Annotated in this window: 15 protein-coding genes; 10 read left to right on the forward strand and 5 right to left on the reverse strand. The window is 57.9% G+C overall.

Annotation, left to right across the window (positions count from 1 at the left end):
* Positions 1–125: 125 nt before the first annotated feature.
* Positions 126–2,270, reverse strand: coding sequence for a phosphate acetyltransferase (gene pta, locus MC269_RS05600; RefSeq protein ID WP_239954366.1), 2,145 nt, complete (start codon positions 2,268–2,270; stop codon positions 126–128).
* Positions 2,271–2,337: 67 nt separating this feature from the next.
* Positions 2,338–3,540, reverse strand: a complete 1,203-nt coding sequence (gene ackA, locus MC269_RS05605) for an acetate kinase (protein WP_239954368.1) — start codon at positions 3,538–3,540, stop codon at positions 2,338–2,340.
* A 339-nt stretch (positions 3,541–3,879) separates the two neighbouring features.
* Here ackA and yfbV point away from each other — a divergent pair, with 339 nt between their 5' ends.
* The 3 genes from yfbV to MC269_RS05620 all read left to right on the forward strand — a co-directional run bounded on the left by yfbV (position 3,880) and on the right by MC269_RS05620 (position 5,643).
* Entirely contained in the window at positions 3,880–4,332 is a 453-nt protein-coding gene (gene yfbV / locus MC269_RS05610) for a terminus macrodomain insulation protein YfbV (protein ID WP_033750506.1), read from the forward strand.
* 144 nt (positions 4,333–4,476) lie between these two features.
* On the forward strand, positions 4,477–4,971 hold the full coding sequence (locus MC269_RS05615; RefSeq protein WP_239955072.1) for a YfbU family protein: 495 nt from the start codon (positions 4,477–4,479) through the stop codon (positions 4,969–4,971).
* 12 nt (positions 4,972–4,983) lie between these two features.
* Complete coding sequence (locus tag MC269_RS05620; protein ID WP_239954370.1) at positions 4,984–5,643, forward strand: sugar phosphatase; 660 nt, start codon at positions 4,984–4,986, stop codon at positions 5,641–5,643.
* Between the two features lie 6 nt (positions 5,644–5,649).
* Here the strand turns inward: MC269_RS05620 and yfbR are convergent, their stop codons facing one another.
* Positions 5,650–6,249 (reverse strand): 5'-deoxynucleotidase, encoded by a 600-nt coding sequence (gene yfbR, locus MC269_RS05625; protein ID WP_081140383.1) that lies wholly within the window; start codon positions 6,247–6,249, stop codon positions 5,650–5,652.
* A 68-nt stretch (positions 6,250–6,317) separates the two neighbouring features.
* Entirely contained in the window at positions 6,318–7,535 is a 1,218-nt protein-coding gene (locus MC269_RS05630; protein ID WP_239954371.1) for a pyridoxal phosphate-dependent aminotransferase, read from the reverse strand.
* A gap of 302 nt (positions 7,536–7,837) precedes the next feature.
* Between MC269_RS05630 and MC269_RS05635 the strand changes: the two genes are divergently transcribed.
* Positions 7,838–8,164, forward strand: coding sequence for a hypothetical protein (locus tag MC269_RS05635; RefSeq protein ID WP_239954372.1), 327 nt, complete (start codon positions 7,838–7,840; stop codon positions 8,162–8,164).
* 329 nt (positions 8,165–8,493) lie between these two features.
* Entirely contained in the window at positions 8,494–9,417 is a 924-nt protein-coding gene (lrhA, locus tag MC269_RS05640) for a transcriptional regulator LrhA (protein ID WP_033791641.1), read from the forward strand.
* On the opposite strand, the gene MC269_RS05645 is transcribed toward lrhA, so the two are convergent.
* Positions 9,363–9,776, reverse strand: a complete 414-nt coding sequence (locus tag MC269_RS05645; protein ID WP_239954373.1) for a hypothetical protein — start codon at positions 9,774–9,776, stop codon at positions 9,363–9,365. The two genes, lrhA and MC269_RS05645, sit on opposite strands and share 55 nt — an antisense overlap.
* Positions 9,777–10,080: 304 nt before the next feature.
* Here MC269_RS05645 and MC269_RS05650 point away from each other — a divergent pair, with 304 nt between their 5' ends.
* From MC269_RS05650 to nuoF, 5 genes are all read left to right on the forward strand, one after another.
* Entirely contained in the window at positions 10,081–10,518 is a 438-nt protein-coding gene (locus tag MC269_RS05650) for an NADH-quinone oxidoreductase subunit A (protein WP_081140387.1), read from the forward strand.
* A gap of 15 nt (positions 10,519–10,533) precedes the next feature.
* A complete protein-coding gene (locus tag MC269_RS05655) occupies positions 10,534–11,211 on the forward strand; it encodes an NADH-quinone oxidoreductase subunit B family protein (protein ID WP_081140389.1) in 678 nt (225 codons plus the stop codon).
* Between the two features lie 117 nt (positions 11,212–11,328).
* Positions 11,329–13,128, forward strand: coding sequence for an NADH-quinone oxidoreductase subunit C/D (gene nuoC, locus MC269_RS05660; protein ID WP_239954374.1), 1,800 nt, complete (start codon positions 11,329–11,331; stop codon positions 13,126–13,128).
* A 2-nt stretch (positions 13,129–13,130) separates the two neighbouring features.
* Positions 13,131–13,646 carry an NADH-quinone oxidoreductase subunit NuoE gene (nuoE, locus tag MC269_RS05665; RefSeq protein WP_081140392.1) on the forward strand — a complete coding sequence of 172 codons (516 nt, stop codon included), beginning with the start codon at positions 13,131–13,133 and terminating at the stop codon, positions 13,644–13,646.
* A gap of 2 nt (positions 13,647–13,648) precedes the next feature.
* The gene (gene nuoF, locus MC269_RS05670; RefSeq protein WP_239955074.1) at positions 13,649–14,989 is read left to right on the forward strand and encodes an NADH-quinone oxidoreductase subunit NuoF; all 1,341 of its coding nucleotides are present in this window, start codon (positions 13,649–13,651) and stop codon (positions 14,987–14,989) included.
* Positions 14,990–15,088: the final 99 nt, after the last annotated feature.

Genomic DNA, 15,088 nt, shown 5'->3' on the forward strand with positions numbered 1-15,088 from the left:
TGTTTTTGCGGCCGGTGATGCTTGTGCTGTTCAGACGCGAGCAAGATTCGGCACCAGGCGACGCGGTAAAAAAAAAGAGCATGCGCGTGCATGCTCTTGTTCGTCAGGATGTAAACCCAGAAGGCCTAGCCTTCCGCCTGCTGCGACTGGATCGCGGTCAGAGCGATGGTATAGACGATATCGTCCACCAGCGCGCCGCGCGACAGGTCGTTAACCGGCTTGCGCATGCCCTGCAGCATTGGACCGATTGAGATCAGATCCGCTGAGCGCTGCACCGCCTTGTAGGTGGTGTTGCCGGTGTTGAGATCCGGGAAGATAAACACCGTGGCGCGACCGGCGACCGCTGAATTGGGCGCTTTGGATTTGGCCACATCTTCCATAATCGCCGCGTCATACTGCAGCGGGCCGTCGATCACCAGATCGGGGCGTTTCTCCTGCGCGATACGCGTCGCTTCGCGTACTTTCTCCACGTCGCTGCCTGCGCCAGAGGTGCCGGTGGAGTAGGAGATCATCGCCACGCGCGGCTCGATACCGAAGGCGTGGGCGGAGTCCGCCGACTGAATGGCAATTTCCGCCAGCTGTTCGGCGGTCGGGTCCGGGTTAATGGCGCAGTCGCCATACACCAGCACCTGCTCCGGCAGCAGCATAAAGAACACCGAGGAGACCAGCGAGCTGTTCGGCGCGGTCTTGATCAGCTGCAGAGGCGGACGGATGGTGTTGGCGGTGGTGTGCACGGCACCCGACACCAGGCCGTCGACTTCGCCGCTTTCCAGCATCATGGTGCCGAGCACCACGTTATCTTCCAGCTGCTCCTGCGCCACCACTTCCGTCATGCCTTTATTCTTACGCAGCTCGACCAGGCGCGGCACATAGTTATCACGCACCACTTCCGGGTCGACGATCTCAATGCCTTTGCCCAGCTCGACGCCCTGTGCGGCGGCAACGCGCTGGATCTCATCCGGGTTGCCCAGCAGCACGCAGGTGGCGATGCCGCGTTCGGCGCAGATAGCGGCGGCTTTAACGGTACGCGGCTCGTCGCCTTCCGGCAGCACGATGCGTTTGCCCGCTTTGCGCGCCAGCTCGGTAAGCTGATAGCGGAAGGCGGGCGGCGACAGGCGGCGGCTGCGCTCGGAGGTGGCGGTCAGCGACTCAATCCAGTCGGCGTTGATATAGCTGGCCACATACTCCTGCACCTTTTCCACACGCTGGGTGTCGTCGCTCGGCACTTCAAGGTTGAAGCTCTGCAGGCTGAGCGAGGTCTGCCAGGTGTTGGTTTTCACCATAAACACCGGCAGGCCGGTCTGGAAGGCGCGCTCGCACAGCTTCGCGATGCGGTTGTCGATCTCGTAGCCGCCGGTCAGCAGAATGGCGCCAATCTCAACGCCGTTCATCGCGGCGAGGCAGGCCGCCACCAGCACGTCAGGACGGTCCGCCGAGGTCACCAGCAGCGAACCTGGGCGGAAGTGCTCCAGCATATGCGGCAGGCTGCGCGCGCAGAAGGTAACGGACTTGACGCGGCGCGTAGCGATCTCGCCTTCGTTGATCACCTCAGCGTTGAGGTGGCGGCACATATCGATGGCGCGCGTGGCGATCAGGTCGAAGCTCCAGGGCACGCAGCCCAGCACCGGCAGCGGACTGTCGGCGAACAGCTGTTTCGGATCGATATTGGCGACGCTCGCCTTGGTTGAATCGTCAAAAATTTCCGACAGATCCGGGCGCGTGCGGCCCTGCTCATCTACCGGCGCGTTCAGCTTGTTGATGATAACGCCGGTAATGTTTTTGTTGCGGCCGCCGCCGAAGCTGCTCTGCGTCAGTTCGATACGCTCTTTCAGCTGGGCGGGCGAGTCGTTGCCGAGCGCCATCACAAATACGATCTCGGCGTTAAGCGTTTTGGCGATCTCATAGTTGAGCGCGTTGGCGAACTGATGCTTGCGCGTCGGCACCAGGCCTTCTACCAGCACCACTTCCGCATCTTTGGTGTTTTCGTGGTAGCGGGCGATGATCTCTTCCATCAGCACGTCCTGCTGGTTCGCGCCCAGCAGCGACTCCACACGCGACATTTTCAACGGGTCGGCGGCGGGAATAGAGGAGTTCTTACGAATGATCATCGTGGTCTGGTCCGGCGTATCGCCGCCAGCGCGCGGCTGCGCGATCGGCTTAAAGACGCTGAGACGAACGCCTTTGCGCTCCATGGCACGGATCACGCCAAGGCTGACGCTGGTCAGGCCGACGCTGGTGCCGGTAGGAATAAGCATAATTGTACGTGACACGTTTCAACCTCGCTTTAGGGAGTGTCAAAAACGACACCGTCAGCCGGAGCTGACGGTGAAGGAAACATCAGGCGGTCAGACGCGCCGCATCCTGGGCGATCACCAGCTCTTCGTTGGTCGGAATGACAATGGCAGGGCGCGTGCCCTCTTTGTTGATAAAGCCGGACTTGCTGAAGCGCGCCGCCAGGTTGCGTTCGTGATCGACCTCAAAGCCGAGCAGGCCGAGCTTTTTCAGCGACAGCTCGCGCACCATCGCCGCGTTTTCGCCGATGCCGCCGGTGAAGATCACCGCGTCCAGACGGCCTTCCATCATGGCGCTGTAGCTGCCGATATATTTTGCCAGACGATGGCAAAAGACATCCATGGCACGCTTCGCGTCCGCTTTGGTTTCGTAGTTGTCTTCGACGTAGCGGCAGTCGCTGGTGACCTCGGTCAGGCCCAGCAGGCCCGACTCTTTGGTCAGCAGCTTATTGATGGCGTCGACGCTCATGCCCAGCGTGTCGTGCAGATAGAAAATGATCGCCGGATCGATGTCGCCGCTGCGGGTGCCCATCACCAGACCTTCCAGCGGCGTCAGCCCCATAGAGGTATCGACGCATTTGCCGTTGCGGATAGCCGCAACCGACGCGCCGTTGCCGAGGTGGCAGGTAATGATGTTCAGCTCGTCAACCGGCTTATTAAGCATGTTGGCCGCTTCGTGCGTCACATAGTAGTGGCTGGTGCCGTGCGCGCCGTAACGGCGCACGCCGTGCTCTTTATAGAGTTTGTAGGGCAGGGCGTAGAGATAAGACTCTTCCGGCATCGTCTGATGGAAAGCGGTGTCGAAAACCGCCACATTCTTATCGGAAAGATGCGGGAAGTTTTTCATCGCCTCTTCGATGCCGATCAGGTGCGCCGGATTGTGGAGCGGCGCGAACGAGGCGTTGTCTTTGATACCCTGCACCACGGCGTCGGTAATAATGACCGATTCCGTCAGCTGCTCGCCGCCGTGGACGATGCGATGACCAATTGCAGCAATTTGTGCCGAAAGCTCTGGTTTTTGTGCCAGAATAGTTTTAACAATGAAATTCAGGGCTTCGCTGTGCGCGGCGCCGGCGCCAAGAGGCGCTTCATGTTTTTCACCGTCCAGTTTCCATTTGATACGCGCTTCAGGAAGATGGAAGCACTCCGCCAGGCCGGAAAGGAATTCTTCGCCGCTGGCGGCATTCAGGATGGCGAACTTCAGTGAAGAGCTGCCGCAGTTCAGAACCAGTACTAACTTACTCGACATGGAAGTACCTGTTTGTTAAAAGTGGCTAAAAAAAAGGCAATCAGACTATCAGCGTAGCCCATGAAAGCGGGGAGTTTAATCATAACTCCGTTGCGGTAGACAAAATGTTGCGTCTCCGCAAAAAAATTTCGGTAATTTTACGCAAATTTTTGAAATTTGCTGAGCGATAGTGGGTCGCTGCGTTTGTCGTTTACCTCTTTACTCGCTTCCAGTACGGTATTCAGGCTGCGTCAGGATAGCGAGAGTCCCCTTTAAAGACAAAAATTTTTGAAGGATGTCACGTAAAGTTGTGTAGCTATAAAAATATTTTAATTTTTGCAGTTTTAGTTGAGGTCCGCCATGGCGAATGATTCTGGCAATACTGGCTGGTTCCGTATTTTTCAAAACGGCCAGCACTATATGAAGACCTGGCCGAATGACAAACGCCTCGCGCCGATCTTTCCTGAAAACCGCGTGTCGAGCGTGACGCGCTTTGCGATTCGCTTTATGCCGCCGCTGGCGGTGTTTACCCTGAGCTGGCAAATCGCGCTCGGCGGACAGCTCGGCCCGGCAGTGGCTACCGCGCTCTTCGCCTGTAGCCTGCCGATGCAGGGCCTGTGGTGGCTCGGCAAACGTTCGGTCACGCCGCTGCCGCCCACCCTGCTGCACTGGTTCCACGAGGTGCGCGCCCGGCTGGAGGAAGCGGGTCAGGCGATTGCGCCGGTTGAAGGCAAACCGACCTATCAGGCGCTGGCCGATCTGCTTAAGCGCGCCTTTAAACAGCTGGATCGCACCTTCCTCGACGATCTTTGATCGTCCGCCTTTTCCCGCTGAGAGAATTTGTCGCTCACCCGGGTCTACATCAAAGAAAAGTGATGCGGGCATACCCGCATCACTCGCCTTATGTCACTATTTTCCGTCACCTTCTTGCACGGCCTGTCGGCCCTGGAGCCTATGATGGAAATGACCCACGCGCAGCGTCTTATTCTCTCTAACCAGTACAAAATCATGGCAATGCTGGAGCCGGATAACGCCGAGCGCTATCGCCGCTATCAGACCATTATCGAGCGCGGCTACGGACTGCAGATGCGCGAGCTGGACAGGGAGTTTGGCGAACTGACGGAAGAGACCTGCCGCACCATTATCGACATTATGGAGATGCACCATGCGCTGCACGTCTCCTGGTCAAACCTCGGTGATAACGCCACGCTGGAGGAGCGACGCCTCGCCTTTCTCGGTTTCGACGCCGCCACCGAAGCGCGCTATCTCGGCTACGTCCGCTTTATGGTCAATATCGAAGGGCGCTACACCCACTTCGACTCCGGCACCCACGGTTTTAACGCGCAGACGCCGATGTGGGAAAAATACCAACGCATGCTGGCGGTATGGCACACTTGTCCGCGTCAATATCATCTCAGCGCGACGGAAATCGCGCAGATTATCAACGCCTGACGGGAGTGAGCTGTGACCTATAGCGGTTTTTTATTTGATCTGGACGGGACGCTGGTGGATTCGCTGCCGGCGGTTGAGCGCGCCTGGAGCAGCTGGGGCGCGCGGCACGGCATTGCGGCAGAGGAGATCCTGCAGTTTATTCACGGCAAGCAGGCGATTACCTCGCTGCGCCATTTTATGCCAGGCCAGCCGGAAGCCGCTATTCAGGCGGAGTTTCGCGCGTTAGAGCAAGACGAGGCGCAGGACACGGCGGGCGTGCGTGCGCTGCCTGGCGCGCACGCGCTGCTGACGGCGCTGGATACGCAGCAGATCCCCTGGGCTATCGTGACCTCAGGCTCGGTGCCGGTGGCGCACGCACGCCATAAGGCAGCCGGGCTGCCGCTGCCGACGGTGTTTATTACCGCCGAACAGGTGGAGAAGGGCAAGCCGGCGCCAGATCCCTATCTGCTCGGCGCGGCGAAGCTGGGCCTGGCGCCGCAGCAGTGCGTGGTGGTAGAGGATGCGCCCGCCGGCATCCTCTCCGGCCTCGACGCCCGCTGTGCGGTGATCGCCCTTAACGCGTCAGCGGAGACGCCGCGCCTGCAGGAGACGCTGTTTCAGCTGCGCTCGCTGGCGGCGTTGCAGGTGACGCCGCAGGCGGAAGGCGGCTTTAGGCTCAGCCTTAAGGCGTAGGCGCCGTTACAGCGGCGAATCCTGCGAGATCTCATCCAGCGACAGGCTGAAGCTGGGAATAAATACCTCGACGAAGTAGTCCATCTCTGGCGAGCGTCGCTGCTGCAGGGTTTTCTCCAGCCGCGCTTTTGCCAGTAAAAATTCGTTGTTGCCGGCGGAGAGCTCTTCCAGACACTTCAGGTAGGCGCAGAGCGCGTCTGCCTGCTTCACCACCGACTGCTCCGCTTCGCTGTGCTGATGTTCGTCAAGCAGCGGACGGTACTCCTCCTGCAGCTCTTCCGGCAGCATCTCAATCAGCTTCTGCTGAGCGATTTTCTCGATCTTTTTATACTCATGGGCGATCTGGGCGTTGTAGTACTTCACCGGCGTCGGCAGATCCCCGGTCAGCACTTCACTGGCATCGTGATAGAGCGCCAGCATCGCAATGCGGTCGGCGTTGAGATGGCCGTCGAACTTTTTGTTTTTAATCACGGCGAGTGCATGCGCCACCATCGCGACCTGCAGGCTGTGCTCGGAGACGTTTTCGGTGCGCACGTTGCGCATCAGCGGCCAGCGGTTGATCAGTTTAAGGCGGGAGAGATGGGCGAAAAAGTGGCTTCGGGTCATGCGTTATCCTGTCAGCAACGGGGGAAGCGTCGCGCTTCCCCAAATGCTGCTAGTATACGCGGCCGGTTTTACTGGCGATAGCCTTGCAGGAACCGGTCGAACTTGCCGATCGCCATCTCCAGATCGTCGACGCGCGGCAGGGTAACGATGCGCACATGATCCGGCCACGGCCAGTTAAAGGCGGTGCCCTGAACCAGCAGCACTTTTTGCTGCAGCAGGAAGTCCAGCACCATTTTCTGGTCGTCGTGAATATTGAACTTCTTCGCATCGATACGCGGGAACATATAGAGCGCGCCGTTCGGCTTCACGCAGCTGACGCCGGGAATGTCGTTGATCAGCTCCCAGGCGCGCTGGCGCTGTTCATAGAGGCGGCCGCCCGGCGCGATAAATTCGCTGATGCTCTGATAGCCGCCCAGCGCGGTCTGGATCGCATGCTGCGCCGGCACGTTGGCGCACAGACGCATTGAGGCGAGCATCTCCAGCCCTTCGATATAGCCTTTCGCATGCTTTTTCGGCCCGTTTAGCACCATCCAGCCCTGACGAAAACCCGCCACGCGGTAGGTTTTGGAGAGGCCGTTAAAGGTCACGGTCAGCAGATCGGGCGCCAGCGCGGCGATCGAATGGTGCTGCGCCTCGTCGTAAAGGATCTTGTCGTAGATCTCGTCGGCGAAGATGATCAGGTTATGCTGGCGCGCGATCTCAACGATCTCCAGCAGCAGCTCTTTGCTGTAGACCGCGCCGGTCGGGTTGTTCGGGTTAATGATCACGATGCCGCGCGTGCGCGGTGTGATCTTGCTGCGGATGTCGTCGAGATCCGGGAACCAGCCGGCGGATTCGTCGCACAGGTAGTGCACCGCTTTGCCGCTGGAGAGCGACACCGCCGCCGTCCACAGCGGATAGTCCGGCGCCGGCACCAGCATCTCGTCGCCGCTGTTCAGCAGCGCCTGCATCGCCTGCACGATCAGCTCGGAGACGCCGTTGCCGATATAGATATCTTCAACCGTGACGTCGCGCATCTCCCGTGCCTGATAGTGCTGCATAATCGCTTTACGCGCGGAGTAGAGCCCTTTTGAGTCGCAGTAGCCCTGCGCGCTGGGCAGGTTGCGGATCACATCCACCAGGATCTCATCCGGCGCTTCGAAACCGAACGGCGCCGGATTGCCGATATTGAGCTTGAGAACTTTGTTGCCTTCTTCTTCGAGACGTTTAGCCTCTTTAAGTACCGGCCCGCGAATGTCGTAACAGACGTTTTCCAGCTTGCCGGATTTATCAATTTGAAAAGTCATTTTTAACCGCCTTAATGGGCAGAATCCTTTTACTGCCGCAGAAATCAAACCAGCACAATGTACTCTCCTCATCGTGACAAAAGAAGGGCAGCGGCAGGTTTTGGCGTGTTTGTTATCTTTTTGCCGGATGCATAGCGCAATGCATAATTTCTTTGTCATTAGCTGGTTACAAAAACTGACTTGTAATGAATGAGCGATATTTTCCGCTACAATGGGCCGTTTCCGCTGTAAAGCGCGCTGTCCGTTTGCCCGCGCCGCAATCAACAAATTTTTATTCGGGATAAAGGAGAAACGGCGGGTAGATGAATAGTGAAATAGTTAAGCTATTTTACATGAATGGGCAAAAAAGCGCGCTGGTTGACCAGCGGATAAGCCAAGCCGGAAGCAGCAAGGCCAGCCGGGGGGCGCGCGGCGCTGCGGCAAGCCAGAAAAGTTCCCTGCGCAGAAGGGCCACTTCTGACCAGATAAAAGGTATTTCAGGCGTATCTTCGCACTATATCTCGACTTTCAGAAAGCGGGCGGTTAAAAATTATGCCGGGATGTGCCATGATGACCATGAAATGCGATCTGGTCAAAAATTACGATGGTTTTCACAAAATCATTTCCATTTTGAAGTTAAAAATGATTAAGTATAATTTATTATTTATCGCATTTAGCCGCTACGCAATCCATAATTCGCTAGCTGGCTTTTTCCGTCTGCATAGGACGGAACGCTAGACAACAACGCAGCTTCCTGCATTTGCGCTCCCGCGCTGTCGGCCCAGAAGTTGTTTCTGTCTACTCAACGCTGCCTTCCCGCTGTGCCGGGATGCACGTATGTCGGTCTCTGTCTGACACGAATTTCTTTGACGGTCTCACACAGGACCGGCAATGAGCATCATTACCGCTTATCACTTTGATAAGTCGCGTAATAACACCAGGGTAGTAGTTTTTTAAAAATCTTATAAGTGAAGAAAACATGACTAATGCAAATCGTCCGATACTGAATCTCGACCTCGATCTGCTGAGAACGTTTGTTGCTGTTGCGGACCTGAACACTTTTGCGGCCGCCGCTGCCGCCGTGTGCCGTACCCAGTCTGCCGTCAGCCAGCAGATGCAGCGTCTGGAGCAATTGGTAGGTAAAGAGCTGTTTGCCAGACATGGACGTAATAAATTATTAACCGAGCACGGTATCCAGCTGTTAGGTTACGCCAGGAAAATCCTGCGTTTCAACGACGAGGCCTGCACATCGCTGATGTACAGCAATATCCAGGGCGTGCTGACCATCGGCGCCTCGGATGACACCTCCGACACCATTCTGCCGTTCCTGCTTAACCGCGTTACTTCGGTTTACCCGAAGCTGGCGATCGACGTCCGCGTCAAGCGTAACCCATTTATGATGGAGATGCTCAACCAGGGCGAAGTCGATCTGGTCGTCACCACCTCCAGCCCAGGCAGCTTTACCCATCAGGTGCTGCGCACCTCGCCGACCCTATGGTACTGCGCGGCGGATTATATTTTTCAGCGCGGGGAAGCGATTCCGCTGGTGCTGCTGGATGAACCGAGCCCGTACCGCGATATGGCGATCGATCACCTCAACGAAGCGGGCATCCCGTGGCGTATCTCCTACGTCGCCTCAACGCTGGCGGCAGTTCGCGCCGCGGTGAAAGCGGGGCTGGGCGTGACCGCGCGTCCGGTAGAGATGATGAGCCCGGAGCTGCGCGTCATGGGCGCGGCGGAAGGGTTGCCGGTGCTGCCGGACACGCAGTATCTGCTGTGCCGCAATCCTGACAGCGACAACGAGCTGGCGCTGGCGATTTTCAACGCCATGCAGTCCACCAACGATCCCTACAATCTGAGTGCCAACCCGGATGGGACGCTGCTGCTGGATGATGAAGAGTAAACCAGGGTTAACAATAAGGGCGCTTTTTCGACCCGTTCTCTGATTGTTAAAACTGTAATAAAAAAGCCCTTTGTTATGCATTTGCATCGAAGGGCTTTTTTTATGTGGCTAAACAGCCGCTGCCCGCCTTTTTTCTCTGCTTTTTCTGCCTGCCATCCTGCCTGATAAAACGCCGTTTCAATTTTTTCTGTAAATGAAATTTTTGATCCTCCTGAATGAAAGCACTGTTCCGAAATGGTGTAACATTTGCCGAAAAAAAGGACAAAAAGGCCGGTTTTGTGTTCCAGATCAAAAAAATACCCCTGTGAAGGGGAAGGAAAACCCCGCAAAGCCTGCCAGAATACGTTGGATAAATGCACGATCCATGCATTTGAAATCCCGCTACACTCTAAAAGACCTTACAGACTGAAGCGATTTAGCTGGTATCGCGCGCATCATATGTTAAAATTTTGATGCGCGTGTAAAATAATGTTTGGATACTTTTGTCAAAGTTGACAAAAGGTTATAGAAAGGAGTAAAAAACCCCATAAAATTGCTGCCTAATTGATAAAGACAGCATAATTTATCAGGTTTTTTTGTCCTTCCCTTGAATCGATGTGGTGCGTTTGCTGCAAGTGACCCGCGCAGGATGCCATCGCCACTTTTGATGAGTAAGCAAAGAGTATGTCAACAGCCACCGAAGTCGTCGCTCATCACTGGGCGTTTATCATATTTGTCATCATCGCTTTCGGCCTTTGCGCCTTTATGCTCACCGGAGGATGGCTCTTAGGCGGCCGCGCTCGCGCGCGTCATAAAGAGACCCCGTTCGAATCCGGCATCGAATCCGTCGGCGACACCCATATCCGCCTGTCGGCGAAGTTCTACCTCGTCGCAATGTTCTTCGTCATCTTCGACGTAGAAGCGCTCTTTTTATACGCATGGGCGACCTCTATCCGCGAAAGCGGCTGGGTCGGCTTTGTGGAAGCCGCAATTTTCATTTTGGTGCTCCTGGCGGGGCTGGTCTATCTGGTGCGTATTGGCGCGCTGGACTGGGCGCCTGCACGCCGTCGCGTGGTGGTCAAATCCAACCCGATCGGTCACACCAACCCTCATAAGCAGTAAAAGCGAGGCAATCTGATGGACTATACGCTCACCCGCATAGACCCGAACGGCGGCGATAACGACCGTTACCCGCTGCAAAAACAGGAGATCGTTGCCGATCCCCTGGAGCAGCACGTTCATCGCAGCGTCTACATGGGCAAGCTCGAGCATGCGCTGCACGACATGGTGAACTGGGGCCGCAAGAACTCCCTGTGGCCCTATAACTTCGGTCTCTCCTGCTGCTACGTAGAGATGACCACCTCTTTCACCGCTGTGCATGACGTGGCGCGTTTCGGTGCGGAAGTTATGCGCGCCTCGCCGCGTCAGGCGGACTTTATGGTGATCGCCGGTACGCCCTTTACCAAAATGGCGCCGGTGATCCAGCGTCTGTATGACCAGATGCTGGAGCCGAAGTGGGTGATCTCCATGGGTGCCTGTGCCAACTCCGGCGGCATGTACGACATCTATTCCGTGGTGCAGGGCGTTGACAAGTTCCTGCCGGTCGATGTCTATATTCCCGGCTGCCCGCCGCGCCCGGAAGCCTATATGCAGGCGCTGCTGCTGCTGCGCGAGTCAATTGGCAAAGAGCGCCGCCCGCTGTCGTGGGTGGTGGGCGATCAGGGCGTTTATCGCGCCAATATGCAGTCGGAACGCGAAAGAAAACGCGGCGAGCGCATCGCCGTCACCAATCTTCGCACCCCTGACGAAGTGTAAGAACACCGTACATGGATGGATTCCAGGCCCGCAGCAAAACATCACAATTTAATGCGCGGCCCCATCCTGACGCCTTCTTTTGAGTGCCTGGCGACAGGCCGGAATGGTGAGTAACGTATGACAGATTTAACCACGCACGATCTCGCTCAGCCTGCATGGCAAACCCGGGATCACCTGGATGACCCGGTGATCGGCGAGCTGCGTAACCGTTTTGGGCCGGATGCCTTTACCGTTCAGCCGACCCGCACTGGTATTCCCGTGGTATGGGTCAAGCGCGAACAGCTGCCGGACATCGTGACCTTCCTGCGCAAGCTGCCGAAGCCGTACATTATGCTCTATGACCTGCATGGCATGGACGAGCGCTTGCGCACCCATCGCGCCGGTTTGCCCGCTGCGGATTTCTCGGTGTTCTACCATTTCCTGTCGATCGAGCGTAACCGCGACATTATGCTCAAGGTGGCGCTGTCTGAGAACGACATGCATCTGCCGACGCTGACCAAAATCTTCCCCAACGCCAACTGGTACGAGCGCGAAACCTGGGAGATGTTCGGCGTCACGTTCGACGGTCACCCGCACCTGACGCGCATCATGATGCCGCAAACCTGGGAAGGGCATCCGCTGCGTAAAGACTACCCGGCGCGCGCCACCGAGTTCGATCCCTTTACGCTGACCAAACAGAAAGAAGATCTGGAGATGGAAGCGCTGACCTTCAAGCCGGAAGACTGGGGCATGAAGCGCAGCACCACCAGCGAGGATTTTATGTTCCTCAACCTGGGGCCGAACCACCCGTCGGCGCACGGTGCGTTCCGCATTATCCTGCAGCTGGACGGCGAAGAGATCGTCGACTGTGTGCCGGATATCGGCTACCACCATCGCGGCGCGGAAAAGATGGGCGAGCGCCAGTCCTGGCACAGCTACATTCCCTATACCGACCGCGTGGAGTATCTTGGCGGCTGCGTCAACGAAATGCCTTACGTGCTGGCGGTGGAAAAGCTGGCCGGCATCGTGGTGCCGGACCGCGTCAACGTGATCCGCGTGATGCTCTCCGAGCTGTTCCGCATCAACAGCCATCTGCTCTATATCTCGACCTTTATTCAGGATGTCGGCGCGATGACGCCGGTGTTCTTCGCCTTTACCGATCGCCAGAAGATTTATGACGTGGTTGAAGCCATCACCGGCTTCCGTATGCACCCGGCCTGGTTCCGCATCGGCGGCGTGGCGCACGATCTGCCGAAGGGCTGGGAGCGCCTGCTGCGCGACTTCCTCGACTGGATGCCGAAGCGTCTGAAAGAGTATGACAAAGCCGCGCTGCGCAACAGCGTGCTGGTTGGCCGTTCCAAAGGCGTCGCCGCCTACAACATGGACGAAGCGCTGGCCTGGGGCACCACCGGCGCCGCGCTGCGCGCCACCGGCCTGGATTTCGACGTGCGCAAATGGCGTCCCTACTCAGGCTATGAAAACTTCGACTTCGAGATCCCGGTCGGCGCCGGCATCAGCGACGCCTACACCCGCGTTCAGCTGAAGATGGAAGAGATGTGGCAGTCGCTGCGTATTCTTGAGCAGTGCCTGAACAATATGCCAGAGGGTCCGTTTAAAGCCGATCACCCGCTGACCACGCCGCCGCCGAAAGAGCGGACGCTGCAGCACATCGAAACGCTGATCACCCACTTCCTGCAGGTTTCCTGGGGCCCGGTGATGCCGGCCAACGAATCCTTCCAGATGATTGAAGCGACCAAAGGGATCAACAGCTACTACCTGACCAGCGACGGCAGCACCATGAGCTACCGCACCCGCGTGCGCACGCCGAGCTTCCCGCACCTGCAGCAGATCCCGTCGGTGATCCGCGGCAGCCTGGTATCCGACCTGATCGTTTACCTCGGTAGTATCGATTTTGTTATGTCAGACGTGGACCGCTAATTATGCACGATCAAAAAATTGCCATTCATACGATCGACCCAACCGAGGTCTTCGTGCTGAGCGCGGAAGAGCATCACGCCATCGAGCACGAAAAACACCACTATGAAGATGCGCGCGCGGCGTCGATTGAAGCGCTGAAGATCGTGCAGAAGCAGCGCGGCTGGGTGCCGGACGGCGCCATCAACGCCATTGCCGAGGTGCTGGGCATTCCGGCCAGCGACGTCGAAGGCGTCGCCACGTTCTACAGCCAGATTTTCCGTCAGCCGGTCGGCCGTCACGTTATTCGCTACTGCGACAGCGTGGTGTGTCACATCACCGGCTATCAGGGCATCCAGGCGGCGCTGGAGCAGAACCTGAACATCAAACCGGGCCAGACCACGGCGGACGGCCGCTTTACGCTGCTGCCGACCTGCTGTCTGGGCAACTGCGACAAAGGGCCGACCATGATGGTGGATGAAGATACCCACGTTCATCTGACGCCGGAAGGCATCGCCTCGCTACTGGAGCAGTATCAATGACCATCAAGCAGATCATTCGTACTGCGGAAACGCATCCGCTGACCTGGCGCATGCGCGACGACCAGCAGCCGGTGTGGTTCGAAGAGTACCGCAGTAAAAACGGCTATGCCGGCGCGGAAAAGGCGCTCAACGGCATGGCGCCGGACGAAATCGTCGCGGCGGTAAAAGATTCCGGCCTGAAAGGGCGCGGCGGCGCGGGCTTCTCCACAGGTCTGAAGTGGAGCCTGATGCCGAAAGACGAATCCATGAACATCCGCTACCTGCTGTGCAACGCCGATGAGATGGAGCCGGGCACCTATAAAGACCGCCTGCTGATGGAGCAGATGCCGCATCAGCTGGTGGAAGGTATGCTGATCAGCGCCTTCGCCCTGAAGGCCTATCGCGGCTACATCTTCCTGCGCGGCGAGTATATCGAAGCGGCGGTGAACCTGCGTCGTGCCATCGCGGAAGCGACCGAAGCGGGCTTCCTCGGTAAAAATATTCTCGGCACCGGCTTCGACTTCGAGCTGATCGTGCACACCGGCGCGGGCCGCTATATCTGCGGCGAAGAGACGGCGCTGATTAACTCGCTGGAAGGGCGTCGCGCCAACCCGCGCTCTAAGCCGCCTTTCCCGGCGAGCGCCGGCGCCTGGGGCAAGCCGACCTGCGTTAACAACGTGGAAACGCTCTCTAACGTCCCGGCGATCCTCGCCAACGGCGTCGAGTGGTACAAAGGCCTGTCGAAAAGCGAAGACGCCGGCACCAAGATGATGGGCTTCTCCGGCCGCGTGAAAAATCCCGGCGTGTGGGAACTGCCGTTCGGCATTACCGCGCGCGAGATTCTGGAAGATTACGCCGGCGGCATGCGCGACGGTCTGCGCTTTAAAGCCTGGCAGCCGGGTGGCGCGGGCACCGACTTCCTTACCGAACAGCACCTCGATCTGCCGATGGAGTTCGCCAGCATCGGCAAGGCGGGCAGCCGTCTCGGCACCGCGCTGGCGATGGCGGTCGACCATGAGATCAACATGGTGTCGCTGGTGCGCAACCTGGAAGAGTTCTTCGCGCGCGAATCCTGCGGCTGGTGTACGCCATGCCGTGACGGCCTGCCGTGGAGCGTGAAGATCCTGCGCGCGCTGGAGCAGGGCAAAGGACAGCCGGGCGATATCGAAACCCTGCTGCAGCTTTGCCGCCAGCTCGGTCCGGGCAAGACCTTCTGCGCCCATGCGCCTGGCGCGGTTGAGCCGCTGCAGAGCGCGATTAAATATTTCCGTGAAGAGTTTGAAGCCGGCATGGCGCCGCAGGTCTTCGGCAATACCCGCGCAATCAGCGGTATTCAGCCCAACCTGCTGAAAGCGCGCTGGTAATTCGCCGCAGCATACGGAAACGGCCCTGCGCCGCTGCCCCGGATCCCCGGGGCAAGAATATGATTAACGCTCGTCCTCGACGAGCCTTACGGAAGCATG

Origin of the sequence: Pantoea sp. Z09, assembly GCF_022394795.1 — a bacterium.
Lineage (GTDB): Bacteria > Pseudomonadota > Gammaproteobacteria > Enterobacterales > Enterobacteriaceae > Pantoea > Pantoea latae.